Below are 25,077 nucleotides of genomic sequence, written 5' to 3'. Positions count from 1 at the left end.
GATCAGTGTACGCCGAATCAAGTTTAAGTTTCAACCAACTTGGTATGCCGCCCGGTCGCCCGGACCGGCCGGCGTCCCACCCGTTGACGACCGGGTGGACGTGGGGCCGGGCCGACCGGCTACCGTGCCTTCCGTCGAGCACGTCCGAGCAGCGACGAATCCGCTGCACGTGCCTGGCAGGACTGAGGTGTAACACGTGAGCACGGGGCGCAAGCTCGTCATCGTCGAGTCGCCGGCCAAGGCCAAGACCATCGGCGGCTACCTGGGCAAGGACTACGACGTCGAGGCGTCCGTGGGCCACATCCGCGACATCCCGACGCCCTCGGAGATGCCGGCCGAGGTCAAGAAGGGCCCGTTCGGCCGGTTCGGCGTCGACGTCGACAGCGGCTTCGAGGCCTACTACGTGGTCGACGCGGACAAGAAGAAGAAGGTCTCCGAGCTCAAGCGCCTGCTCAAGGACGCCGACGAGCTCTACCTCGCCACCGATGAGGACCGCGAGGGCGAGGCCATCGCCTGGCACCTGCTCGAGGTGCTCAAGCCCAAGGTGCCGGTCAAGCGGATGGTGTTCCACGAGATCACCCGCGAGGCGATCCAGCGGGCTGTCAACAGCACCCGCGACCTCGACACCCGCCTCGTCGACGCGCAGGAGACCCGGCGCATCCTCGACCGTCTCTACGGCTACGAGGTCTCCCCGGTGCTGTGGCGCAAGGTCAAGGCCGGCCTGTCCGCGGGACGTGTGCAGTCCGTGGCGACCCGCCTCGTGGTCGAGCGCGAGCGCGAGCGGATGGCCTTCGTCCGGTCCTCCTACTGGGACGTCGAGGGCGACTTCACCCCCGGTGACGAGAAGAGCCAGTTCACCGCCCGCCTGACCATGGTCGACGGTGCCCGCGTGGCCACCGGACGCGACTTCGCCGACGACGGCACCCTCAGGACCAAGGGCGTCGCCCACCTCGACGAGGCGGCCGCCCGCACCATCGCCGAGGCCGTCCAGGCCGCCAGCGTCGCGGTCACGTCGGTGCAGGAGAAGCCCTACACCCGCCGTCCCTCTGCCCCGTTCACCACCTCGACGCTCCAGCAGGAGGCGTCGCGGAAGCTGCGGCTGTCGAGCAAGAACGCGATGCGGGTCGCGCAGCGGCTCTACGAGAACGGCTACATCACCTACATGCGTACGGACAGCACGACGCTGTCCGAGGCGGCCCTGACCGCGGCCCGCCAGCAGGCCCGCGACCTCTACGGCGCCGAGTACGTGCCGCAGGCCCCGCGGCTCTACGAGAAGAAGGTCAAGAACGCCCAGGAGGCGCACGAGGCGATCCGCCCCGCGGGTGACCGGTTCCGCACCCCCGCTCAGGTGGCCGGCGAGCTGCGGGGCGACGAGTTCGCCCTCTACGAGCTGATCTGGAAGCGCACCGTCGCCTCCCAGATGGCCGACGCCCGCGGGTCCACCGCCACCGTCAAGCTCGGCGCCACCCTCGAGGACGGCCGCGCGGTTGAGTTCTCCGCCAGCGGCACCGTCATCACCTTCCGTGGCTTCCTCGCGGCATACGAGGAGGGGCGTGACGACGACGGCGGCCGCGGCGGACAGGCGGCCGACGAGGAGCGCCGCCTGCCCAAGCTCAGCGAGGGTGTCGCGATCACCGTGATCCGGGCCGAGGCCGACGGCCACGAGACGAGCCCGCCCCCGCGCTACACCGAGGCAACCCTCGTGAAGGCCATGGAGGAGAAGGGGATCGGTCGCCCATCGACCTATGCCTCGATCATGGGCACGATCCAGGACCGCGGCTACGTCAACACCCGCGGCTCGGCGCTGATCCCGACCTGGCTGGCGTTCGCGGTGATCCGCCTGCTCGAGGAGCACTTCAGCTCGCTCGTCGACTACGACTTCACCGCCTCCATGGAGGAGGACCTCGACCGCATCGCGGGCGGTGAGGAGGAGCGCGCGCGCTGGCTGGCCCGCTTCTACTTCGGCGACGAGGGCCGCACCCAGGAGGGGCTGCGCCGTCTCGTCGAGGACCTCGGCGAGATCGACGCCCGCGAGATCTCCACCATCCCGATCGGCGACGGCATCGTCGTGCGGGTCGGCCGCTACGGGCCCTACGTCGAGGAGGTCTCGCCCGAGGGCGTCGACCTGACCACCGGCGAGGTGGCCGAGGGGGCGACCGGCCAGCCCCGCCGGGCCACCATCACCGACGACGTCGCGCCCGACGAGATGACGCCCGAGAAGGCGCGCGAGCTGCTCGAGCAGTCGTCCGAGGACGGCCGGGTGCTGGGCCAGGACCCCGAGACCGGCCGCGACATCGTGGCCAAGGCCGGGCGCTACGGGCCGTACGTCACCGAGGTCCTCGACGAGGAGACCGCGGCGCTGAAGGGCAAGGCCAAGGTCAAGCCGCGCACCGCGTCGCTGTTCAAGGACATGGACCTCGCGAGCCTCGACCTCGACACCGCCCTGAAGCTGCTGTCGCTGCCCCGCGTCGTCGGCACCACGACCGAGGAGGACGGCACCGAGGTCGAGATCACCGCGCAGAACGGTCGCTACGGGCCCTACCTGAAGAAGGGCTCCGACTCGCGGTCGCTGACGAGCGAGCAGCAGCTCTTCGACATCACGCTCGAGGAGGCCCTGGCGATCTACGCCCAGCCGAAGACCCGTGGGCGTGGTGCGAGCACCGCCCCGCTCAAGGAGCTCGGCAACGACCCGGTGTCCGGAAAGCCGATGGTGGTCAAGGACGGCCGCTTCGGCCCGTACGTGACCGACGGCGAGACCAACGCGACGCTGCGCAAGGGCGACGAGCCCGAGTCGATCACCCCGGAGCGCGGCGCCGAGCTACTCGCCGAGAAGCGCGCCAAGGGCCCGACCACCCGCAAGCGCGCGACCAAGAAGGCAGCCACGAAGAAGACGGCGGCGAAGAAGTCCACCGCCAAGAAGGCCACGGCCAAGCGAGCCGCGAAGAAGGCGTGACCGTGGCCGGGTGACGTGCTCCCCGATGGGTCGCGCCCATGGCCCGACTCGACACCTTCGGGCAGGATGTTCCCGTTTGGCCCGGATCTCCCCCTCCAGGCTCTACGCTCGGCGGGCACCATCCAGCAGGGGGAGATTCATGGGGCGTCGCACGTGTGCGGCGATGGCGCTCGTCGCCACGCTCGCAACCACCACCGTCGTGGCCACGGCCGGTCCGGCGAACGCCGCCGGGCCGCCAGTGCTCGACACCGTGTCGGTGAGCACGGTGGCGGTGCAGGCTCCCGGCAACGTCGTGCTGTCCTACACCGCCACGGTGGACTCGCCGGTCTCCCAGGCGCTGGCCGGCTACACCGACGAGGCGGGCCGCCTGTACTCGGTCCACCTCACGCCCGGGTCGACCGGCTCCGGCACGCTCAACCTGCCTGACGGCGTGCGCAACGGGCTCTGGACGCTCCAGTACGTCTACCTCGCCACCAGCGGTGACGGCAACACCTATGTGTGCCGCGAGGGCCGCGCCAACACGGGCTGCACGGAGTTCCGCGACTTCAGCGCCTACGACGTCACCGTCTCCGGTTCGACCCACGACATCACGGCTCCGGTGGTGACCGAGGTACGTCCGCCCGCCACCGCTGTGCGACCCGGCGAGGACCTGACCGTCGCCTGGGAGGCGGTCGATGCCCATGCACTGGCGCAGGCCGTGTTCCGGTTCCGCAACCCGGCCCCGGAGGCCCGTGGGCACTCCATCACGGTCGCCTCGACCTCGTCGTCGGCTCTTGCGAGCGGCAGCCTCACCATCGCCGTTCCCGCCAGTGCCTATGACGGCACCTACGTGCTGGACCAGATCACCATCAAGGACACCGTCGGCAACGCGGCCACCTACCTGCCGAGCGGCACCGTGGTGGTCAGCGGCGGGGCAACCGAGCCCACGTCGCACGGCATGGACTTCGCTGCCGTGGCCTTCACGGCCACCGGATCGACCCAGGACGTGGCGCCGCCGGTGCTGAAGAGCTTCACCCCCAGCCTGACGGCCCTGAACCTGGGTGACTCCGTGCGCCTTGGCTACACGGCAGAGGACGCCACCGGGCCGCTCACCCTCATCTCCGTGGCCTACCTCGCCCCTGAGGGCGGCGAGGTGGTGCCCTACGCCAGCACCCCGGCCTCACTGACCGGGGCAGTGGACTTCCTGCCCTGGCAGGCAGGTCTGCACCAGCTGTCGCGGGTGGTGCTCGAGGACTCCCGCCGCAACCGGGTCGAGTACCGCCGTGACGGCTCCACCTACAACCCCCTCACGCGCGCGACCGGGGCCCATTCCCTCGACTTCGCGGCGGCGGACCTCCGCGTGGTGCCGGCGCCGGTGGACGACCTCTCGGTCCGGCCCCGTCCCCAGTCGGTCGACCTGGGGTGGTCGGTGCCGGAGCACCAGGTCAGAGGCACGAGCGGCTACAAGGTGGTGGTCAACCCCGGAAACCGGGTCATCACCGTCACGCCGGACGCGTCCGGTCACCACACCCTTCGCGTGACCGGCCTGAGGAACGCCGTCACCTACTCCTTCACCGTCACCGCGGTGGGCTCTGTGGGGACCGGCCCCGCGCGCGCGGTCAAGGCCACGCCACTGATGTCCTCCAACGTCTGGGCGGTCGGCGACGTCAACCGTGACCGCAGGAACGACCTGCTGGCCAACTACTTCCACGACGGCAGGGTCCGGCTCTACCGCGGGACCGGGGCGCCCGGCTTCAGGAGTGCCAGCACCGTCGAGTGGCTCTCCGGCGGCTACCGGACCTTCCCGGGAGGCGAGGTCGAGGGCAACCCGAGCTACATCCTCGTGGGACCGGAGCAGCACCTCGAGGTCCACAGCATCGGCGCCGACGGGCGCCCCGCCTACGAGGTCGTGCACGGTCCCGGCTGGGGCATGCGGTTCATCGACGGCAGTGCGGACTTCACCGGCGACCGGGTGGCCGACATCGTGGCGGTGACCCCGGGCGGCTCGGCCTACCTGTACCGGGGCTACGGCTCCGGCCGGTACGGCAAGGGCACCCGGATCGCGACGGGGTGGGGCACGACCCAGACGGTGTTCGCGGCCAGCGACGTCACCGGTGACCGGCGGGCGGACCTGCTGGTGGTGGACTCGGCCGGCGTGCTGTGGATCCACCCCGGCAACGGCGCGGGCCGGTTCTGGACCAGGCGGAAGGTCGGCTCGGGCTGGGGCGGGCTGGGGGCGCTGTTCTCGGCCCGGGACGTCACCGGCGACGGCCGGGTCGACCTGGGGGCGGTGACCATGGGCGGCACGCTGCGGGTCTACAAGGGCCGGGGCAACGGCACCTTCACCGGGGCCGTCTCGGTCAGCTCGGGCTGGGCCCCCTACCTCTGATCACCGCACCCAGGACCACAGGAGCCCGTATGCCGCGCGCCGCCCGCCTGCGCAGGACCGTCACCACGGTCGTCGCCGTCGTCGCCGCCCTCGTGGCGCCGCTCGGCACCTCGACGACGGCCCACGCCGCCGAGGCGCCGGTGCTCACGGCTCTGACCGTCGATGCGCACCCCATCACCGTCGACGACCACCTCACCGTCTCGTACTCGGTGGAGTCGAGCCCTCCGCTGGACTCCATCAACGTCGCCTACACGAGCCCGTCGGGCCGGCTGCTGGGTGGGAGCCTGACCGAGGACCCGCCACTGAGCGGTGAGGTCCGGGTCGACTTCCGCGACGGCATCGAGAACGGGCTCTACGAGCTCACCTTCGTCGAGGTCCGCAGCACGTGGGGCGCGCTCGCGAGCTACCACCGCCAGGACGGACCCTCCGGCAGCGGCAGGCACCCGTTCGACTTCTCGGCGTTCGACGTCACGGTCTCCGGGTCGGTGCACGACGTCGGCGCGCCAGCGGTCTCGTCGGTCGAGGTCTCACCGGGTCCCCTGAAGCCCGGCGCACCCCTCGAGGTGAGCTGGTCCGCGACCGAGGCCCACGCTGCGACCGAGATGGTCTTCGAGTTCCGCAACGACACCCCCGGGCAGCCCGTCGGCAGCGAGGTGGTCGCAGTGACCGACCCCGCCGCCCTTGCCGCAGGCCGGGCGAGCAAGCCGCTGCTCGCCACCGCCCTGAACGGCACCTACACGCTCACGCGCATCCTGGCCGAGGACTCCCTGGGCAACCGCGCGGCATACCTGCCCGACGGTCGCATCGTGCCCATGGGCGGGCAGCAGCAGTGGGGCGAGCACGACCTCGACTTCCCCGCGGTGGCGTTCGACGTGACCGGCTCGACCGTGGACGTCTCGCCTCCCCAGCTGTCACGCGTGTCGGTGTCCCCACGGCCGGTCCCGTACGCCGAGCCGGTGCACCTCGACTACGCCGTGACCGATGCCTCGTCGACGCTGTCCACGGTCGCCTTCCACTACACCTCGCCCAGCGGCCGTTATGCGCCGGTCGTCCAGGGCGCGCCGGCCGGCTCGGCCTTCGCCAAGGCGGGGCAGGTTCCCATGCCGAACGCGGAGCTCGGAACATGGCGCCTCACGAGGATCGACCTCGCCGACGCGGCCGGCAACGACATCTGGCTCCTGCGCGACGGCACCACGCACTCCGCCTCGGCCCGCACCGACGGCCGGCACGCCATCAGCTTCAGCGCCCTCGACGTCCTGGTGGAGTCGACGATGACGCTGGACTCGGTGCGCGCGCGACCGCAGTCCGTCGAGGTCAGCTGGTCGCACCCCACCTGGGAGGCCCACGAGCTGCTGTCCTTCCGCGTCACCACCTCGCCCGGAGGCACGTCGCTGACGGTGCCGGTCTCCGACGACGCCAGCTACAAGGTCGTGGTGCCGGGGCTCGTCAACGGCGTTCGCTACACGGTCTCCGTCCAGCCGGAGTACGCCTCGGGCCTGGGCGCGGCGCGCAGGGCGTCGGCGACGCCGGCCATGTCGGTGGGCAGTGTCTGGGCTGCCGGCGACGTCGACGCTGACGGGCGCAACGACCTGCTCGCCAAGCTTCCGGACGGCCTCGTGCGGCTCTACCGCGGCTCTGGCCAGGCCACCTTCGGCAGCCGGAAGGACCTCGTCACCGTCGACGACCGCACCTTCCCGGCCGACCGCATCGACGGGCACGCGAGCTTCCTGCACCTCAGTGGTGGCACGGCGCTCAATGCGGCCCACCTGGGCCGCTCGCGTGACTACCTGGGGGTGACCCCCGTCGGCACCGGCTGGGGCATGCGGTTCATCGACGGCAGTGCGGACTTCACCGGCGACCGGGTGGCCGACATCGTGGCGGTGACCCCGGGCGGCACGGCCTACCTCTACCGGGGCTACGGCTCCGGCCGGTACGGCAAGGGCACCCGGATCGCGACGGGGTGGGGCACCACCCAGACGGTGTTCGCGGCCAGCGACGTCACCGGTGACCGGCGGGCCGACCTGCTCGTGGTGGACTCGGCCGGCGTGCTGTGGATCCACCCCGGCAACGGCGCGGGCCGGTTCTGGACCAGGCGGAAGGTCGGCTCCGGCTGGGGCGGGCTGGGGGCGCTGTTCTCGGCCCGGGACGTCACCGGCGACGGCCGGGTCGATCTGGGGGCGGTGACCATGGGCGGCACGCTGCGGGTCTACAAGGGCCGGGGCAACGGCACCTTCACCGGGGCCGTGTCGGTCAGCTCGGGCTGGGCCCCCTACCTCTGAGCGCCTCACTCATGACCACAGGAGCCCGTATGCCGCGCGCTGCCCGCCTGCGCAGGACCGTCACCACCCTCGTCGCCGCCCTCGCGGTGTCGGCGGGCACCGTCACGGCGTCCGACGCAGCCGTGACCCTGCCGCCCCAGCTGAGGACGCTGTCCGTCTCGACCACGCAGGTCGCGCCGCCGGGCACGGTCGAGCTGCGCTACGAGGCGTCCGCCGAGGTGGCGACGCTGGGCTACATCAACGCGCTGTACACCTCGCCGGTGGGCGTGCGCGGCAACGTCGTCCTGCGGGTGGACCAGGCACCGCTGGCGGGAACCCTCAGCTGGTCGATCCCCGACGGGTTGCGCAACGGCACCTACACCCTCTCGTCGGTGACCGTCATGTCGTCCGACGGCACCGCCGCGACGCGGTACGAGCGCGACGGGACGACGAGCCGCGGTGGCACCCACGGGTTCGACCTGCCCGGGAAGGACGTCACGGTCTCCGGTGGCAACGAGGACCTGACCGGCCCCACGCTGACCGGGGTCAGCGTGCCCACCCCCACCGTCCGGCCCGGGCAGCCCGTCACCGTGGGCTGGACGGTCGACGAGCCGCACGGCCTCGCCTCCGCGTCCTTCGTCTTCAGGGGGAGCCGCAGCGCCATGGAGCTCTCCTCCTCGTCGGCGGGCGAGTTGGCGACCGGTCGGCTGACGAGGACGCTGTGGGAGGCGGTCTACAACGAACCGCACCTGCTGAGCCAGGTGATCCTGAGCGACAGCCTCGGGAACCGGACGGTCTACTACGCGGACGGCCGGAGGACCAACCTGCCCTACGACAGCACCCTCCAGACGGCGACCCACGAGCTCGACCTCGCCTCGGCCCGCTTCACCGTGACCGGGTCGGCGTACGACGCGGACCCGCCGAGGCTGACCTCGATCGCGCTCAACCGCCGCACCGGCCGAGCGGGTGACCCCGTCACGGTCACCTACGCGACCCAGGACGACACCGCCCCCCTCGAGCAGGTGGTGCTCCGGTACTCCCGTCCGGGAGGCGCCGAGACCGTGAGCGACCTCGGGGCTTCCAACCTGCCGCTGTCCGGGTCGTTCACCGGCCACCTGCGCTACGACGTGCTCGGCGATCTGGCCCTGCAGTCCGTGGAGGTCATGGACCGCAAGGGCAACCTGGCCCGCTACCTGCGCGACGGCACCGTCACCGGCTCGACCTCGACCAGCCGGCACACCCTCGACCTGACGGCCCTCGACCTGCGGGTCACCCCGTCGGCGCTGAGCTTCGTCGCCCGGTCCCGGCCGCAGTCCGCCGAGCTGGCCTGGTCGCTCCCCGACGGGCAGGGCGCCCAGGTGACCGGCTACCGCATCACCGTCAGCCCCGGCGGCAAGGTGGTCGACCTCGCCGGCACGGGGAAGGACTACCAGCGGTACGTGGTCACCGGGCTGGTCAACGCGACCACCTACACCATCACGCTGACCCCGCAGAGCAAGGTGGGTCCCGGCCCCACGACCAGGCAGAGCGTGACACCGCTGATCTCCGGCAACGTGTGGTCGGCCGGCGACATCAACCTCGACGGGCGCAACGACCTGTTCGCCCAGATGCCGAGCGGACTCGACCGGCTCTACCGGGGCAAGGGTGGCGCGACGTTCGGACCCGGGACGACGGTGGCCGACTACGCGGGCTACCGGCCCTTCCCCGGCGACCGGGCGTCCGGCCTGGCCGCCTTCTACGTCGTCTCCACCTGGGACAACCGCCTCGAGGGCGTCGGCGTGGACCGGGACGGCAAGTCCTGGGGCGGTGTCGACATCGGCTCGGGCTGGGGCATGCGCTTCCTCGACGGCAGCGCCGACTTCACCAGTGACGGCCGGGCCGACCTCGTGGGTGTGACGCCGGGCGGCAACGCCTACCTCTACCGGGCGACGACCACGGGTGGCGCGTTCACCAAGGGAACCCAGATCGCGAGTGGCTGGGGGTCGATGCAGCGCGTCTTCGCGGCCAGCGACGTCACCGGCGACCGCAGGGCCGACCTGCTCGGCGTCGACTCGGCCGGTGTGCTGTGGATCTTTCCGGGCAACGGCGCCGGGCGGTTCCACACCAAGCGCAAGGTGGGCTCCGGCTGGGGCGGCCTCGGCGGGCTGTTCTACGCCCGCGACGTCTCCGGCGACGGCAGGGGTGACCTGGGGGCGGTGACCATGGGCGGGACCCTGCGGGTCTACAAGGCCGTGGCAACGGGACCTTCACGGGAGCGGTGTCGGTGAGCAGCGGCTGGGCTCCGTACCTCTAGTCGCGTCCGGCGCCCGCCCGGCAGCCCTGCTGGTGTGGTGTGACGACATGTTCTCGCCCGTCTATGTGGACGAGTCGGACATGTCAGTGTGCCGCCGTCGGTCCTAGTGTTCAGCAGAACCTGAGCCGGCAGCCCCGCCGGCCCAGTCTGCACAAGGAGGTGCCGGTGCCCAGCGAGTCCCCCGCCGAAGCACTGCTCGAGACGCGCTCCCTGACCAAGGAGTTCCGCGGCTTCCGAGCGGTCTCCGAGGTGAGCCTGAGGGTGGCCGAGGGCACCGTGCACGCGCTGGTGGGCCCCAACGGGGCCGGCAAGACCACCTTGTTCAACCTCCTCACCGGGTTCCTGGCGCCCAGCTCGGGGCAGATCCTCTTCCGGGGTGCGGACATCACCGGCAAGCAGCCGGAGCAGATCGCCCACCTCGGCATCGCCCGCTCGTTCCAGATCACGAGCCTGTTCGACCAGATGAGCCTGGTCGACCACCTCGAGCTGGCGCTGGCCTCGCCGACGGGCCTGGGCTACCGGTTCTGGCGGTCCTCCTCGCAGATGCGCCGGTTCCGCGACCGCGCGATGGAGTTGCTCGACCAGGTCGGCCTGGAGGACCGCGCGGGGCAGGCTGCCGGGTCGCTGGCCTACGGGCAGAAGCGTGCGCTCGAGCTCGCCCTCGCCCTGGCCCTCGACCCCCAGCTCCTGCTGCTCGACGAGCCCACCGCCGGCATGGGGCTGGAGGACGTCGACCGCACCATCGCCCTGGTCAAGAAGGTCGCCGAGGGCCGCACGGTCGTCTTCGTCGACCACAACATGCACGTCGTCGGGTCGCTGGCCGACACCGTCACGGTGCTCCAGTCCGGGCAGATCCTCGCGGAGGGGACCTACGAGCAGGTGCGCACCGACGAACGGGTCATCACGGCATACCTCGGGCAGGCCGGTGACGCCCATGTCTGACCACGCTGGAGGCACCATGCTCGACGTCGACGGGCTCTCGGCCTGGTACGGCGAGGCGCGCGTCCTCACCGACGTCTCGCTCACCGTCCGCCCCGGGGAGGTGGTCACCCTCGTCGGTCGCAACGGCGCCGGCAAGACCACCCTGCTGCGCTCCATCATGGGGCTGCACCGCCAGGTGGAGGGCGCCGTCACCTTCGACGGCCGTGACCTCGGCAGGCGCTCGCCGGACTCGCGTGCCAAGGCCGGCATCGGCTGGGTCCCGGACGACCGCGGCATCTACGCGAGCCTCAGCGTCGCCGAGAACCTCACCCTGCCCCCGGTCGTCAACAAGGACGCCTGGTCCCTCGAACAGGTCTACGAGCAGTTCCCCGTGCTGCACGAGCGCCGTGACTTCCCCGGCACCAAGCTCTCCGGCGGTGAGCAGCAGATGCTCGCGATCGCCCGGGTGCTGCGGATGGGCTCGCGCCTGCTGCTGCTCGACGAGCCGAGCGAGGGCCTCGCCCCGGTCATCGTGCAGCGCATCGGCGAGATCATCCGCCAGATCAAGGCCCAGGGCGTGGCCGTCCTGCTCGTGGAGCAGAACGTGAAGTTCGCGTCCACGGTCGCGGACCGCCACTACCTGCTCGCCCAGGGCAAGGTCGTCGAGTCGCTCGACAACCAGACCTTCCAGGGCCGCACCACCGAGCTCCTCGAGTACCTCGGCATCTGACCCACCACCCCGTTCGTCCAGCAGTTCGTCTCAACCAGCCCGCACCACCACACCCCAGGAGGGGACATGCGCACGAAGTCCATCACGGTGGCCGCCACCGCCATCACCGGCAGCCTCGTGCTCGCCGCCTGTGGGGGCGGCGGACCGGCCTCGGGCGGCGGGAAGATCAGTGACGACAAGGTCGTCCTCGGTCTGCTCAACGACCAGTCCGGTGTCTACAAGGACCTCTCCGGCCCCAACAGCAAGGTGGCCATCGAGATGGCCATCGCCGACTACAAGGCCAAGTACGGCGACAAGGCGGTGGCCAAGACGATCGAGGTCGTCCAGGCCGACCACCAGAACAAGCCCGACATCGCCAACACCAAGGCGCAGGAGATGTACGACCGCCAGAAGGCCGACATCATCCTCGACGTGCCGACCTCCTCGGCGGCACTGGCCGTGGCGACGCAGGCCAAGCAGAAGAAGAAGCTGCACATCAACATCAGCGCCGGCACCACCGCCCTGACCGGCAAGTCGTGCAACAAGTACACCTTCCACTGGGCCTACGACACCTTCATGCTCGCCCAGGGCACCGGTGGCACGACCGTGGAGAACGGCGGCAAGAACTGGTCGATCGTCTACCCCGACTACGCGTTCGGGCAGGACATGAACAAGTCCTTCACCAACGCCGTGACGAAGGCGGGCGGCACGGTGCAGCAGTCGATCCCGACGCCGTTCCCCAACGACAACTTCGCCACCTTCATCACCAAGGCTGCCTCGTCCAACCCGGACGTCGTCGGCACCATGGCCGCCGGTGGCGACCTGATCAACTTCGTCAAGCAGTACAACCAGGCCGGCATGAAGGACAAGGCCAGCCTCGCGGTCGGCCTCATGTTCATCACCGACATCCACAGCCTGGGCGTCGAGCAGTTCGAGGGCACGACCTTCACCGACGCCTGGTACTGGAACTTCGACGAGAAGAACAAGGCCTGGGCCGACAAGTTCAAGGAGAAGACCCAGACCCGTCCCTCCTTCGCCCACGCCGCCAACTACTCGGCCGCGATGAACTACCTCGAGGCCGTCCAGGAGGCCGGCACCGACGCTTCCGACGACGTCGTCGCCAAGCTCGAGGGCAAGAAGATCGACGACGTCTTCCTGCGCAACGGCGAGATCCGCAAGGAGGACCACCGCGTCCTGCACGACGCCTACCTCGTGAAGGTCAAGTCCAAGGACAAGGTCGCCGAGGAGTGGGACTACGAGGAGATCGTGAGCACCATCCCGGCCCAGGAGGCCTTCGGCCCGGTCTCGCCCGACTGCAAGATGTGACCTGACCCGAGTGAGGACGGCCGGTATGCCGCGCGGCCAGCCCCGCGGCATACCGGCCCCTCACCGGGCCACGTCCTGACCAGGAGCACCATGAGCGCGTTCATCCAGTACACGCTGCAGGGCCTCGCGAACGGCGGGTTCTACGCCCTGTCGGCCCTCGGCCTCGCCGTGATCTTCGGCGTCCTCGGCGTCGTCAACTTCTCCCACGGCGCCTGCTACATGCTCGGCGCCGTGCTCTCCGCGATCCTGCTCGACACCCTGGGCCTCGGCTTCTGGGTGGCGCTGCCGCTCGTGCCGGTGCTGATGTTCGGTTTCGGCGTGCTCATGGAGCGGCTGCTGGTCCGCTGGCTGCTGGCGCTCGACCCGCTCTACAACTTCCTGCTGACCTTCGGCGTCACGCTGTTCCTCGTCGACTTCGTCAAGCGCCGCTACGGCGTCTCGAGCCTGCCCTACCAGATCCCTGCAGGCCTGGACGGTCGCATCGAGATCGCGGGCATCGGGTTGTCGAAGTACCTCATCTTCGCCGCTCTCTTCTCGGTGCTGGTCTGCGTGGCCGTGTGGATGCTGTTGACCAAGACCAGGATCGGCATGATCGTGCGGGCCTCCACCGAGAACGCCGAGCGCTCCCGCGCCCTCGGCATCAACGTCGGGCGCTGGGTCACCCCGGTCTTCGGCTTCGGCATCGCGCTGGCCGGCCTGGCGGGCGTGCTCGCCGCGCCGTTCCGCGCCATCAACGCCGACATGGGCAGCAGCTTCATCATCATCCTGTTCGCCGTCGTGGTGATCGGCGGCCTCGGGTCCATCCTCGGCGCCGTCGTGGCCGGGTTCCTCGTGGGCCTGGTCGAGGCCTACGGCCAGGGCTACGCGGGCCAGTTCTCCCAGGTGCTGATCTTCGTCCTCATGGCCGCGGTGATCCTCGTGCGACCCGCAGGCCTGTTCGGAAGGGAGGAGGCGGCATGAGCCAGCAGCTGACGCAGAAGGTGCAGGTCGACCTGCCGGCGGAGTCCGTGATGCCCAAGGCTCGTCCGGGGCTGCGGTGGCTGATGCTCGCGGTGGGGCTCGTCGTGGTGCTCGCCCTGCCCTGGTTCGTCTACCCGCCGGTGGCCATGGACATCGCCGCCTGGGCGCTGTTCGCCATCTCGGTCGACCTGCTGCTCGGCTACACCGGCCTGCTGTCGTTCGGCCACGCGGCCTTCTGGGGCGCCTCGGCCTACGCCACCGGCCTGATCGCCACCCAGCTCGGCGTGCCGTTCCCGCTGGCGGTCATCGGCGGGGCGGTCGTCGCCATGGTCATCGCGGTCCCCACCGGCTACCTCGCCGTGCGCCGCACCGGCATCTACTTCGCGATGGTGACGCTCGCCTTCGCGCAGATGCTCTACTTCATCGCCAACCAGTGGCGCGACGTCACCGGCGGCGAGAACGGCCTGCAGGGCATCCCCAAGTCCTTCTTCGGGGTCGAGCTCGTGGAGACCGAGCCGTTCTACTTCTACTACGCGGCCATCCCGATCATCCTGGTCGGCGTGCTCATCGCCTGGCGCACCGTGAACAGCCCGTTCGGGCGGGTGCTCGTGGCGATCCGCGACAACCCGGCTCGCGCCCGGGCCCTCGGGTACGACGTCGAGCGCTACAAGATCATGGTGTTCGTGCTCTCGGCGGGGCTCGCCGGCCTCGCGGGCGGCGTGTTCTCGATCAGCCACGGCTTCGCCTCGCTCCAGGAGCTCGTGTGGACCACGTCCGGCAAGGTCGTGCTCATCACGGTGCTCGGTGGCATCGGCACCCTGTGGGGCGGCCCGATCGGCGCGGCCGTCGTGGTGCTCCTCGAGGACCAGCTGGCCTCCTCGGGATTCAACGGCATCGGCATCATCACCGGCACGATCTTCGTGGTCATCGTGCTCGCCTTCCGTCACGGCATCTGGGGCACCGCCCGCAACGGCCTCAGCGCCTGGCTGCAGCGGCGTCGCGTGAAGTCCGGGCAGCGCCTCTAGTCCCTGGGGCCAGGGCCCCGGGGTTGACCCTAACGCGGCGTGAGGCGCGACAGTGGTGCCCATGACCGCACCGAGGGCACAGTCGCAGGTGACCCGGACCGTCGGCCAGGTGGCCGAGCTGTTCGACATCACCGTGCGCACGCTGCACCACTACGACGAGATCGCCCTGCTCAGCCCGAGCGACCGCTCGCCCGCGGGGTACCGCCTCTACACCGAGGACGACCTGGCCCGGCTGCAGCACGTGGTGGTCTACCGACGGCTGGGCTTCGCCCTCGAGGAGGTCGCGCTGCTGCTCGACCACCCCGAGTCGGTAGAGCAGCACCTGCGCCGCCAGCGGGCCGCGGTCCTCACCCGGCTCGACGAGATGCGCGATCTCGTCGAGGCCATCGACCGAGCACTGGAGAGAGAGATGGGCAACCAGCCAGCCACCCCCGAGGACATGAGGGAGCTCTTCGGCGAGGGCTTCCACGACGCCCAGGCCGAGGCCGAGGAGCGCTGGGGCGACAGCGACGCCTGGCGGCAGTCGCAGGAGCGCACCAAGGGCTACACGAAGGCCGACTGGGAGGAGGTCAAGGCGGAGTCCGACCGCACCCACCAGGCCTTCACCGACGTCATGGACGCCGGGGAGCCGCCGACCAGCGAGGCGGCCATGGACGCAGCCGAGCTGCACCGCGCCTCGATGCAGCGGTTCTACGACTGCGGCTACGAGATGCACCGGAACCTCGCCGACCTGTACGTCAGCGACCCGCGGTTCACCGCCACCTACGACGAGATCCGGCCGGGCATGGCGCACTACGTGCGCGACGCCATCCACGCAAACGCCGACCGGCACGAGTCCTGACCACCCGCAGAGGTATGCCGCGTGCGCGCCGTGCGCACGCCGCATACCGGCGTGGTGGGTGAGCCTCAGGCGGGGGCGACGTCCGCGCCGTGCTCGGCGAGGAGCTCGCGCAGCACCGAGCGGTGGCAACGGGTTTCATCCTCGCAGTAGCAGCCGACCGCAACGTCGGTGCGGCGGGAGAGCGCAGCGAGGAGCTCGAGCAGGTGCCGCGCGGCCGGGGTCGCCATCTCCTTGCGGTAGGCGCGGGTGAAGGCCTGCCACTCCCGGTCGGTCTCGGCGGCCATCGCCTGCGCCACCAGCTCCTGGCTGGGCGCGAGCTCGGGCAGCCAGGTGTCGTAGAAGTCGCGGGCGGCGAACTCCTCCTTGGGCACCCCGCGTGGAGGGCGCCGGACCGTGCCGATCCGCAGGCCCTCGCCCTCCGCACGTGGTTCGCCGAGCCTCACGATCCGCACTGCCATGGCGGCATCATGGCAGCCGGCGAGCGGGTCCGGTCAGCAGGCGGAGTCGGTGGGCTTGGGGTTGCCCAGCCCGAAGAGCGGCCGGGCCCTGAGCCCCACCACCGTGCCGAGGATGGCCACCGCACCCCACACCCAGCCGTGCAGGCTGAACGAGGCGATGCCGCCGAAGTAGGCGCCGATGTTGCAGCCGTAGGCCAGGCGCGCGCCGTAGCCCATGAGGATGCCGCCGATGACGGCTCCGGCGGCCAGCTTGCCCGGGATGCGGCGGTGCAGGGTGAACGCGCCGGCCGCGGCGGAGGCGATGAGCGCGCCGACCATGATGCCGACGTTCATCACCGAGGTCCTGTCGGCGAGCACGGGGCCTGCGAGCTTCTCGGCGTTGCCGGGGTTCTGCCAGTAGCCCCAGGAGGCCACGTCCACTCCGACCGCGTCGAGCGCCTTGGAGCCCCAGAGGGCGAAGGCCGAGGTGACGCCCCAGGCGCCCCCGGAGAGCCACAGGGTGAGGGCGTTGAGACCGGCGAGCACCATGGCGCCGACCCAGATGGGCCACGAGCCGCGGATGACGCGGGCCACCCCGCGGGCCACCGGCGGGCGGTCGAGGGCAGGGGGCTGGCGTCGGCGGCCGACGACGACGGTGGCCCCCACGACCAGGGCCATCAGGGTGAGCGAGATGAGGACGGCGCCGGGGTAGCCGAGCGGGGTGTCGGCGAAGGACACCTCCGGTCCGGTGGGCATCTGGGTCGTCCAGAAGGGCAGGTGCCAGGCGCCGAGCACCGAGCCGGCGATGAACCCGGCGAGGGTCAGGACGATCGCGGTCTGTCCGCTGCCGATGGCGAAGAGGGTGCCGGAGGCGCATGAGCCGCCGATCTGCATGCCGATGCCGAAGAGGAAGGCACCCACGAGCAGGCTGGTGCCGACGGGGGAGAGCGAGCCCTCGATCTCGACCCCGCGGAAGCCGGTGCCCGCCGCCAGCAGCGGAGCGAACAGCAGGCAGGCGGCCGCGAGCATCAGCATGTGCGCCTGCAGGGCACGACCCTGGCCGACCGCCACCAGCTGCCGCCAGGCGCTGGTGAAGCCGAACCGCGAGTTGAACAGCGCCACCCCGAGCGCCAGGCCCACCACGAAGAGCAGGGTGAGCCGCAGCCCGGCGGTGGCCGCAACGGCGCCCGCGAGGGTGACGGCGAGGGCGAGACCCGCGGCGAGCGGCACCCGCTTGGCCGGCGGTGCCGTCGGGGGCTCGGGCGCCGGGCGGCGCTCGGTGCTGAGGGCGTCGGCGACGCCGGTGAGCAGGGCCACGTCTTCTCCAGGGGTCTCGGTGTCCGGTCTCCAGGTTGCTCCCGAGAGATAACCAAAGGTTTGAATCGGACAAACAAGACGTTTGGATGCTGAGACGTGGACGACCGGTTCTCGTGATCCTCGAGCGGCGGGAGGCGCCCGGGAGGAAAAAACTTCCGCCGAGGCCTTCTCTGTCGTTTGTATACAGGATACGGTCGCAGGAATCGCCTCCTTTCGGGCGAAATCCTCCCAATCCCCTTGCAGCGGAGCGCCTCATGACCACGCATCTCTTCCTTCCCTCGTCCGGGCACGGACGACGCCTGGTGGCACTGGCCGTCGCCGCCGCCTCGCTCACGGCTGCCGGGTGCAGCGCCGTCGGACCCGCCGAGGGCCAGGGCGGCGGCACCGCCAGCGGTGGGGCGGCGGCGGGTGCCGCCGGCTCGGACGCCTACGGTGAGCCCGCCTCCGCCGGCGAGGTGGCCAAGGGTGGCGCGCTGGTGATGGCGCTCTCCGCGGAGCCCGACCAGCTCGACCCGACCCTGTCGCGCAGCCTCTACTCGAGGTACGTCTTCCACGCGATGTGCCAGAAGCTCTACGACGTCGACCAGAACGCCAAGGTCGTGCCGCAGCTGGCCACCGCGCTTCCCACCGTCAGCGGCGGCGGCAGGACCGTCACCATCCCCGTGCGCGAGGGCGTGACCTTCGCCGACGGCACGCCGTTCAACGCCGAGGCGGTCAAGTCGACCCTCGAGCGCAACCTGACGCTCGAAGGGTCGGGCCGCAAGAGCGAGCTCGGGCCGGTCACCAAGGTCGAGGCCAAGGACGCCAAGACCGTGGTCATCACGCTCTCGAAGCCCTTCGCCCCGCTGACCGCCGCGCTGACCGACCGCGCCGGCATGATCCTCAGCCCGAAGGCGACCAAGGCGCTGGGCTCGAAGTTCGCCACCGCGCCGGTCTGCGTGGGTCCGTTCAAGTTCTCCAAGCGTGTGCCGCAGAACTCCATCGAGCTCGTGAAGGACCCGAACTTCTACGACGCGGACAAGGTGAACTTCGACAAGATCACCTACCGGATCATCACCGACGCCAGCATCCGCGCCGCGAACCTCCGGTCCGGTGACGTCATGGTGGCCGACTCGCTCTCCGCGCAGGACGTCCCCGCTCTCCAGAAGGAGAAGAGCCTGCAGATCCTGCAGTCGCAGTCGCTGGGCTACCAGGGCGTCACCTTCAACGTGGGCAACGTCGACGGCGTCGGCACCCCGGCGAAGGCGATCGACCGGCCCGAGGCCAAGGACCCCCGCATCCGTCAGGCGTTCGAGCACGCCATCGACCGGGCCGGGCTGGTGAAGGTCGTCTTCAACGACTACAACACCGTGGCCTGCTCGCCCATCTCGCCCAAGAGCGAGTTCTCCACGGAGGCGGTTCAGAAGTGCACGCCTCACGACCCGGCCAAGGCCAAGGCGCTGCTGAAGGAAGCCGGCGTCACCACGCCGTTCCCGATCCAGATGATCACCTCCAACAACCCGGACAGCCTTCGGCTCGCCCAGGCACTCCAGTCCATGGTCAAGGAGGGCGGGTTCGACCTGAAGATCCAGCCGGTCGAGTACGCCTCGCTGCTCGACCAGCAGGACCGCGGTGACTTCTCCCTGCTGCAGCTCGGCTGGTCCGGCCGCATCGACCCCGACGCCAACATCACCAACTTCGTCGGCACCGGCGGCAGCCAGAACGTCGCCGGCTACAACAACGCCGAGGTCGACAGCCTGCTCGAGAAGGCGCGCGAGTCCCAGGACCTTGCCGAGCGCCAGGGCCTGTATGCCCAGGTCATCGACAAGCTGCACCAGGACAACCCGCTGATCTACCTCTACCGCCAGCGGAACCTGACCGGGGTGTCGACCAAGGTCAAGGGGGTCCAGGTGTTCCCCGACGGTGTGGTCCGGCTCGGCTCCGCCGGGATGGCCAAGTAGGCGTCGTGCGGGGCTACCTTCTGCGCAGGGCCTGGCACTCCCTGCTGACCCTGGTGCTGGCCACCGTCGTGGTGTTCCTCGGCGTCCGTGCGCTCCCCGGTGACCCGGCCCTCGCCCTCGCGGGCGAGGACCGGACGCCGGAGGCGCTGGCGGCCATCCGGAGCGAGTACGGCCTCGACCAGTCGCTGCCGGTGCAGTTCTGGGCCTTCCTGACCAACGCGCTCCAGGGAGATCTCGGCACCTCGATCCGCACCGGTCAGCCCGTGAGCGACATGCTCCGCACGGCGCTGCCCGTCACGCTCGAGCTGTCGCTGCTCGCCATCGCGATCGCCGTGGTCCTCGGCGTCGGCGCCGGCGTCGTGGCCGCCGTCCGGCGGGGCCGTCCCGCCGAGTGGGTGGCCAACGCCCTCGCCCTTCTCGGGCTGTCCGTGCCGCACTTCTGGCTCGGCCTGGTCGCGATCCTGTACCTCTCGGTCGCGACCGGCCTGTTCCCCGCCTCGGGCTTCGTGCCGGTGTCGGAGGGCCTGGGCCAGAACCTGCACCACCTGGCGCTGCCCGCGGTCATCCTCGGCACCGGTCTGTCGGCCGTGATCATGCGACAGACGCGTTCGTCGATGCTCGACGCCCTGTCCACCGACTTCGTCCGCACCGCCGAGGCCAAGGGGCTGCGGCCGCGAGCAGTCATCGGCCGGCACGCCCTGCGCAACAGCCTCATCGTGGTCGTGACCATCGTGGGCCTGCAGCTCGGCGGACTCATCTCAGGCGCCGTGGTGACGGAGCAGATCTTCGGCCTGCCGGGATTCGGCAAGCTCACGATCGACGCGGTCTTCCAGCGCGACTACCCCGTCATCCAGGCGGTCGTCCTCGTGACCGCGACCTCCTACATCGTGATCAACTTCGCGGTCGACCTCCTCTACTCGATCATCGACCCCCGGGTCCGCGTCACCGGAGATGCCTCATGAGCGTCGACACCGCCCTCACCCAAGCGCCTGCGTCGGCTCCGGCCGAGGCGTCCCAGGGGTCCCGGGTCGTCAGGAGGTTGCGCCGGAACCCGTTGGCAGTCATCAGCTCCGTCGTGCTCGCAGTGGCGGTCGTCGTGGCCGTGTTCGCGCCACTGCTGGCGCCGTACGCCCCCGAACAGACCGACTTCGCCAACACCCTCGCGCCGCCGGGCACCCCGGGGCACCTGCTGGGCACCGACGACCTCGGGCGCGACGTGCTGTCGCGCATCATCTTGGGCAGCCGGGCGTCGCTGCAGGTCGCGGCGCTGGCGGTCTTCACCGCCCTCGTCATCGGCGTGCCGCTCGGTCTGGTCGCCGGCTACTTCCGTGCGGCCGACTCGGTGATCTCGCGTCTGACCGACCTGTTGCTCGCCTTCCCGTTCCTCATCCTCGCCGTCGGCTTCGCGGCGATCCGCGGTGCCAGCCTGGGCAACGCCGCCGTGGCCATCGGCATCGCCCAGATACCGGGCGTCATCCGCGTGGTCCGTTCCGACGCGCTTCGCCTGAAGTCGCTCGACTTCGTGGCCGCGGCAGTGGTGGACGGCGCCAGCGACCTGTGGGTGCTGCGCAGGCACATCCTGCCCAACGCGACCTCGGTCGTGCTGGTGCAGGCCACGGTCGCCATCCCGGCCGCCATCCTCGGCGAGGCCGTCCTGTCGTTCCTCGGGCTGGGCATCCAGCCACCGTCCCCGAGCCTCGGCACCATGCTGGCGAACGCACAGCAGTTCGCGGCGCGGGCCCCGTGGGCGGCGGTCCTGCCCGGTCTGGCCATCATGACCCTTGCCCTGGCGTTCAACGTGTTCGGTGACAGCCTGCGCGACGCCCTCGACCCGAAGGCGAACCGCCGATGACCGCTGTTGCCTCCCGTGAGCACCTCGCCGACGCGCCACCGGTCCTCGAGGTGCGCGACCTGAGCGTCACCTTCCGCACGGAGACCGGGTCGGTCTCGGCCGTCGACGGCGTCGACCTGCGTCTGGCTCCCGGTGAGATCGTCGGGATCGTGGGCGAGTCCGGCTGCGGCAAGAGCGTCACGGCCATGAGCCTCGCCGGGCTCCTTCCCCGCAGCGCACGCGTCGAGGGCTCGGTGCGTCTCCAGGGCGAGGAGCTGGTCGGAGCACGTCCCAGCACGCTGCGCGCCGCCCGGGGACGCGACATCGCCTACATCTTCCAGGAGCCCATGAGCTCGCTGAACCCGGTGCTCACCGTGGGTCGGCAGATCGCCGAGGTCCTCCAGGTCCACGAGCGCCTCTCGCGGCGGCAGGCGCTGGAGCGCGCGGTGGAGCTGCTGGCCCTGGTGGGCATCCCGTCGCCCCGGGAGCGGGTGAAGCACTACCCGCACCAGCTGTCGGGCGGCATGCGCCAGCGGGTGATGATCGCCATGGCGGTGGCGTGCAGCCCGAAGGTGCTCGTGGCGGACGAGCCCACGACCGCCCTCGACGTCACGGTGCAGGCCGGCATCCTCGACGTGCTCCGCGACCTGCGGGACCGGTTCGGCACCAGCATCCTCGTGATCACCCACGACCTCGGTGTGATCGCGGACATCGCCGACCGGGTGGTGGTGATGTATGCCGGCCGCGTCGTCGAGAGGGCCGGCTCCCAGAGGATGTTCGACCGTCCGCAGCACCACTACGCCGCTGGCCTGCTCTCCGCCTCGCCGACCCCCGGGCGTCACGCGGGGACACACCGGCTGCAGGAGATCCCGGGACTCGTGCCGGTGCTCGAGTCCCAGCCCGACGCGTGCACCTTCGCGGACCGGTGCCCAGCCGCCACGGAACGGTGCTCCTCGTCGGCGCCGCCGCTGGAACCGGCGCCGCTGGCAAGCCAGGCCGGTGGCCACCCCCACGAGGTGGCGTGCTGGCATCCCCGCGGGGACCGCCCCCGCCCGACCGTGGAGGAGCGCTCGTGAGCAAGGCCCGCGACAACCAGGCCGCCGCAGGCGACCCCGAGGTGGTGCTCGAGCTCGACGACCTCGCCATGCACTTCGGGCCCGTGCGCGCGGTGGACGGCGTCTCGCTGCGCATCCGCCGCGGACAGGTCACGGCGCTGGTGGGGGAGAGCGGCTCGGGGAAGTCGACGGTGGGCCGGTGCATCGTGCGGCTCGTCGAACCCACCGGTGGCACGGTCCGGCTGGCCGGCACCGACATCACGCACCTGTCCCGGTCGCAGATGCGCAGCCACCGGCGCGACGTGTCCATCGTCTTCCAGGACCCAGCCGGGTCGCTCGACCCGCGCATGCTCGTCGGTGACATCGTCGCCGAGCCGCTCCAGCTCCAGGGAGTCGGGCTCTCACGGAAGGAGCGCGCCGAACGTGTCTCCCACGGGTTGCGGCGCGTGGGCCTGCGGTCCGAGGTCGCCAGGCGCTACCCCCACGAGCTCTCCGGGGGGCAGCGACAGCGGGTCAGCATCGCCCGGGCCCTGATGTCGGAGCCGACGCTGCTCGTCGCCGACGAGCCCACCAGCGCCCTCGACGTCTCGGTGCAGGCGGCGGTGCTCAACCTCTTGGCCGACCTCCAGCGCGACATCGGGTTCGCCTGCCTGTTCATCACCCACGACCTCTCGGCCGTGGAGTACCTCGCCGACGACATCGCCGTGATGTACCTCGGTCAGCTCGTCGAGCAGGGCTCTCGCGAGGAGATCTTCGCTCGCCCCCGCCACCCGTACACGCAGGCCCTGCTGGCGGCTGCGCCCGTGGCGGACCCGGGGCGCCAGAGGTCGCGCACCAGGGTGCTGCTGGGGGACGACCTGCCCTCGGCCATGGACCCGCCGTCCGGCTGCCGGTTCCACACCCGCTGCCCGATCGCCGTCGCCCGGTGCGCGGAGGAGGCGCCCGCACTGCGCAGGTCGGGGGGCGCGTCGGTGGCGTGCCACTTCGTGCACGAGGACGGGAGCGCCCCGGACATTCGTCAGGACCAGCCCGTCACCACGACAGGGAGCCCCGCATGACCTTCACGACCCGGCCGACGCTCGAGGGCACCTTCGGCATGGTGTCGTCGACGCACTGGGCGGCCTCCCAGTCGGCGATGCGCCTGCTCGAGCTCGGTGGCAACGCTTTCGACGCCGCGGTCGCCGCCGGCTTCGTGCTGCACGTCGTGGAGCCACACCTCAACGGCCCGGGAGGTGAGGTCCCGGCGATCATCGCCACGGCCGAGGACCCCTGCCCCCGAGTGCTCGCCGGGCAGGGACCCGCGCCGGCGGCCGCCACGATCGAGCACTACCGGGCAGAGGGCCTAGACCTCATCCCCGGTTCCGGCCCCTTGGCGGCAGCCGTGCCCGGCGCGGTGGACGCGTGGCTGTTGCTGTTGCGCGACAAGGGGACGCGCAGCCTCCTCGAGGTGCTGGAGCCGGCCATCGGCTACGCCCGCTCCGGCCACCCGCTCATCGGACGCGTCAGCGCCACGATCGAGACGGTGCGCGAGCTGTTCGAGAACGACTGGCCCACCTCCGCCGACCTCTGGCTCAGCCGCGGCCGGGTGCCGGAGCCGGGGTCCCTGTTCGCCAACCCGACCTACGCCGACACCTTGGAGCGGCTCGTGCGGGAGGGGCAGGCGGCGGGGGGAAGCCGCGAGGCGCAGATCGACGCAGCCCGCCGGGCGTGGAGCCAGGGTTTCGTCGCCGAGGCCGTCGATGCGTTCTCGCGCAAGGCGTTTCGTGACTCCAGCGGTGAGGCGCACTCCGGTCTCGTGACCGGCGCCGACATGGCCGCCTATGCGGCGTCGTGGGAGGACCCGGCCACCATCGAGTGGCAGGGGCACACCGTGGCCAAGACCGGCCCGTGGGGCCAGGGGCCGGCCCTGCTCCAGACCTTGCGCCTGCTCGATGCGGTGGCTGACCCGGCCGCGCTGGACCCGGTCACCCCCGACGGCATCCACGTGGTCGCCGAGTCCCTCAAGCTCGCCTTCGCCGACCGCGAGGCCTGGTACGGCGACGGGGAGGTGCCCCTCGAGGCCCTGCTCTCCACCACCTACGCGGCCGAGCGCGCGTCACTCATCGGCGAGCGTGCCTCGGAGGACCTGCGCCCCGGCAGCCCGGACGGACGCGAACCGGCTGTCGCGGCATACGTGCAGGGCCGAGCCGAGCGCGCGACCGGTGCCGGTGACGCGACCACCGGGGAACCCACAGTCTCGCGGACAGGCGTCACGCGCGGGGACACCTGCCACGTGGACGTCGTGGACCGCTGGGGGAACATGATCTCCGCGACACCGAGCGGTGGCTGGCTGCAGAGCTCGCCCACCATCCCCGAGCTCGGCTTCTGCCTGGGCAGCCGGATGCAGATGTTCTGGCTCGAGGAGGGGCTCGCCTCGTCGCTCGCACCCGGGAAGCGCCCGCGCACCACGCTCACCCCCACCCTGGTGCTGCGTGACGGACAGCCCTACCTGGCCTGCGGTTCGCCCGGGGGCGACCAACAGGACCAGTGGCAGCTGCTCTTCCTCCTGCGCCACCTGGTGCAGGAACAGGGGCTCCAGGAGGCCATCGACGCCCCGGCGTGGCACACCACCAGCTTCCCCGGGTCGTTCTACCCGCGGGAGACCGAGCCCGGCGTCATCGTCGCCGAGGACCGGCTCGGCGACGACACCATTGCCGACCTCGAGCGCCGCGGCCACACGGTGCGAGTCTCGGACCCCTGGAGCCTAGGCCGGCTCTGCGCCGTCACGCGCGACCCGGGTTCGGGGGTGCTGCGCGCCGGCGCCAACCCGCGGGGGATGCAGGGCTATGCCGTGGGTCGCTGAG

The 25,077-nt window shown here is 71.0% G+C and carries 18 protein-coding genes; 16 read left to right on the top strand and 2 right to left on the bottom strand.

Annotated elements, in window-relative coordinates:
- Positions 1 to 196 precede the first annotated feature (196 nt).
- From topA to P0Y31_RS00790, 10 genes are all read left to right on the top strand, one after another.
- Positions 197 to 2,953: a type I DNA topoisomerase gene (topA, locus tag P0Y31_RS00835; protein ID WP_275866192.1), complete on the top strand. Its 2,757-nt coding sequence runs from the start codon at positions 197 to 199 to the stop codon at positions 2,951 to 2,953.
- 139 nt (positions 2,954 to 3,092) lie between these two features.
- Positions 3,093 to 5,321: a fibronectin type III domain-containing protein gene (locus P0Y31_RS00830; RefSeq protein ID WP_275866191.1), complete on the top strand. Its 2,229-nt coding sequence runs from the start codon at positions 3,093 to 3,095 to the stop codon at positions 5,319 to 5,321.
- A gap of 29 nt (positions 5,322 to 5,350) precedes the next feature.
- The gene (locus P0Y31_RS00825; RefSeq protein WP_275866190.1) at positions 5,351 to 7,600 is read left to right on the top strand and encodes a fibronectin type III domain-containing protein; all 2,250 of its coding nucleotides are present in this window, start codon (positions 5,351 to 5,353) and stop codon (positions 7,598 to 7,600) included.
- Positions 7,601 to 7,629: 29 nt separating this feature from the next.
- On the top strand, positions 7,630 to 9,846 hold the full coding sequence (locus P0Y31_RS00820; RefSeq protein WP_275866189.1) for an FG-GAP-like repeat-containing protein: 2,217 nt from the start codon (positions 7,630 to 7,632) through the stop codon (positions 9,844 to 9,846).
- A gap of 191 nt (positions 9,847 to 10,037) precedes the next feature.
- Complete coding sequence (locus P0Y31_RS00815) at positions 10,038 to 10,814, top strand: ABC transporter ATP-binding protein (protein WP_275866188.1); 777 nt, start codon at positions 10,038 to 10,040, stop codon at positions 10,812 to 10,814.
- On the top strand, positions 10,807 to 11,523 hold the full coding sequence (locus P0Y31_RS00810; RefSeq protein ID WP_275866187.1) for an ABC transporter ATP-binding protein: 717 nt from the start codon (positions 10,807 to 10,809) through the stop codon (positions 11,521 to 11,523). Before P0Y31_RS00815 ends, P0Y31_RS00810 begins: the two co-directional genes overlap by 8 nt.
- Before the next feature lie 66 nt (positions 11,524 to 11,589).
- Complete coding sequence (locus P0Y31_RS00805) at positions 11,590 to 12,828, top strand: ABC transporter substrate-binding protein (RefSeq protein WP_275866186.1); 1,239 nt, start codon at positions 11,590 to 11,592, stop codon at positions 12,826 to 12,828.
- Positions 12,829 to 12,918: 90 nt separating this feature from the next.
- Complete coding sequence (locus P0Y31_RS00800; protein WP_275866185.1) at positions 12,919 to 13,788, top strand: branched-chain amino acid ABC transporter permease; 870 nt, start codon at positions 12,919 to 12,921, stop codon at positions 13,786 to 13,788.
- Positions 13,785 to 14,813, top strand: a complete 1,029-nt coding sequence (locus P0Y31_RS00795; protein WP_275866184.1) for a branched-chain amino acid ABC transporter permease — start codon at positions 13,785 to 13,787, stop codon at positions 14,811 to 14,813. The genes P0Y31_RS00800 and P0Y31_RS00795 overlap by 4 nt, the downstream gene beginning before the upstream one ends.
- 61 nt (positions 14,814 to 14,874) lie before the next feature.
- Entirely contained in the window at positions 14,875 to 15,654 is a 780-nt protein-coding gene (locus P0Y31_RS00790; protein WP_275866183.1) for a MerR family transcriptional regulator, read from the top strand.
- Positions 15,655 to 15,719: 65 nt separating this feature from the next.
- Here P0Y31_RS00790 and P0Y31_RS00785 read toward each other — a convergent pair whose 3' ends face one another.
- Positions 15,720 to 16,112, bottom strand: coding sequence for a DUF488 family protein (locus P0Y31_RS00785; RefSeq protein WP_275866182.1), 393 nt, complete (start codon positions 16,110 to 16,112; stop codon positions 15,720 to 15,722).
- A 33-nt stretch (positions 16,113 to 16,145) separates the two neighbouring features.
- Positions 16,146 to 17,408 carry a YeeE/YedE family protein gene (locus P0Y31_RS00780; protein ID WP_275866181.1) on the bottom strand — a complete coding sequence of 421 codons (1,263 nt, stop codon included), beginning with the start codon at positions 17,406 to 17,408 and terminating at the stop codon, positions 16,146 to 16,148.
- A gap of 254 nt (positions 17,409 to 17,662) precedes the next feature.
- On the opposite strand from P0Y31_RS00780, the gene P0Y31_RS00775 reads away from it, so the two are divergent.
- The 6 genes from P0Y31_RS00775 to P0Y31_RS00750 are packed head-to-tail and all read left to right on the top strand — an operon-like array spanning position 17,663 to position 25,076.
- Positions 17,663 to 19,348 carry an ABC transporter substrate-binding protein gene (locus P0Y31_RS00775; RefSeq protein WP_275866180.1) on the top strand — a complete coding sequence of 562 codons (1,686 nt, stop codon included), beginning with the start codon at positions 17,663 to 17,665 and terminating at the stop codon, positions 19,346 to 19,348.
- 5 nt (positions 19,349 to 19,353) lie between these two features.
- Positions 19,354 to 20,310, top strand: a complete 957-nt coding sequence (locus P0Y31_RS00770; RefSeq protein ID WP_275866179.1) for an ABC transporter permease — start codon at positions 19,354 to 19,356, stop codon at positions 20,308 to 20,310.
- On the top strand, positions 20,307 to 21,200 hold the full coding sequence (locus tag P0Y31_RS00765) for an ABC transporter permease (RefSeq protein WP_275866178.1): 894 nt from the start codon (positions 20,307 to 20,309) through the stop codon (positions 21,198 to 21,200). Before P0Y31_RS00770 ends, P0Y31_RS00765 begins: the two co-directional genes overlap by 4 nt.
- The gene (locus P0Y31_RS00760; protein WP_275866177.1) at positions 21,197 to 22,255 is read left to right on the top strand and encodes an ABC transporter ATP-binding protein; all 1,059 of its coding nucleotides are present in this window, start codon (positions 21,197 to 21,199) and stop codon (positions 22,253 to 22,255) included. The genes P0Y31_RS00765 and P0Y31_RS00760 overlap by 4 nt, the downstream gene beginning before the upstream one ends.
- Positions 22,252 to 23,292 (top strand): oligopeptide/dipeptide ABC transporter ATP-binding protein, encoded by a 1,041-nt coding sequence (locus P0Y31_RS00755; RefSeq protein ID WP_275866176.1) that lies wholly within the window; start codon positions 22,252 to 22,254, stop codon positions 23,290 to 23,292. Before P0Y31_RS00760 ends, P0Y31_RS00755 begins: the two co-directional genes overlap by 4 nt.
- A complete protein-coding gene (locus P0Y31_RS00750; RefSeq protein ID WP_275866175.1) occupies positions 23,289 to 25,076 on the top strand; it encodes a gamma-glutamyltransferase family protein in 1,788 nt (595 codons plus the stop codon). The genes P0Y31_RS00755 and P0Y31_RS00750 overlap by 4 nt, the downstream gene beginning before the upstream one ends.
- Position 25,077 lies beyond the last annotated feature (1 nt).

It is taken from the genome of Knoellia sp. 3-2P3, assembly GCF_029223115.1.
GTDB lineage: Bacteria > Actinomycetota > Actinomycetes > Actinomycetales > Dermatophilaceae > Pedococcus_A.
The sequence above is the reverse complement of the archived record's forward strand: the minus strand, read 5'-3'. Positions and strand labels throughout refer to the sequence as shown.

What these genes read in the sequence shown, in the direction of transcription:
- P0Y31_RS00775 (WP_275866180.1), top strand. Translation starts at nt 17,663, where the DNA reads ATGACCACGCATCTCTTCCTTCCCTCGTCCGGGCACGGACGACGCCTG.
- P0Y31_RS00785 (WP_275866182.1), bottom strand. Translation starts at nt 16,112, where the DNA reads ATGGCAGTGCGGATCGTGAGGCTCGGCGAACCACGTGCGGAGGGCGAG.
- P0Y31_RS00800 (WP_275866185.1), top strand. Translation starts at nt 12,919, where the DNA reads ATGAGCGCGTTCATCCAGTACACGCTGCAGGGCCTCGCGAACGGCGGG.
- P0Y31_RS00820 (WP_275866189.1), top strand. Translation starts at nt 7,630, where the DNA reads ATGCCGCGCGCTGCCCGCCTGCGCAGGACCGTCACCACCCTCGTCGCC.
- P0Y31_RS00830 (WP_275866191.1), top strand. Translation starts at nt 3,093, where the DNA reads ATGGGGCGTCGCACGTGTGCGGCGATGGCGCTCGTCGCCACGCTCGCA.
- P0Y31_RS00795 (WP_275866184.1), top strand. Translation starts at nt 13,785, where the DNA reads ATGAGCCAGCAGCTGACGCAGAAGGTGCAGGTCGACCTGCCGGCGGAG.
- P0Y31_RS00765 (WP_275866178.1), top strand. Translation starts at nt 20,307, where the DNA reads ATGAGCGTCGACACCGCCCTCACCCAAGCGCCTGCGTCGGCTCCGGCC.
- P0Y31_RS00825 (WP_275866190.1), top strand. Translation starts at nt 5,351, where the DNA reads ATGCCGCGCGCCGCCCGCCTGCGCAGGACCGTCACCACGGTCGTCGCC.
- P0Y31_RS00805 (WP_275866186.1), top strand. Translation starts at nt 11,590, where the DNA reads ATGCGCACGAAGTCCATCACGGTGGCCGCCACCGCCATCACCGGCAGC.
- P0Y31_RS00750 (WP_275866175.1), top strand. Translation starts at nt 23,289, where the DNA reads ATGACCTTCACGACCCGGCCGACGCTCGAGGGCACCTTCGGCATGGTG.
- P0Y31_RS00790 (WP_275866183.1), top strand. Translation starts at nt 14,875, where the DNA reads ATGACCGCACCGAGGGCACAGTCGCAGGTGACCCGGACCGTCGGCCAG.
- P0Y31_RS00760 (WP_275866177.1), top strand. Translation starts at nt 21,197, where the DNA reads ATGACCGCTGTTGCCTCCCGTGAGCACCTCGCCGACGCGCCACCGGTC.
- P0Y31_RS00810 (WP_275866187.1), top strand. Translation starts at nt 10,807, where the DNA reads ATGTCTGACCACGCTGGAGGCACCATGCTCGACGTCGACGGGCTCTCG.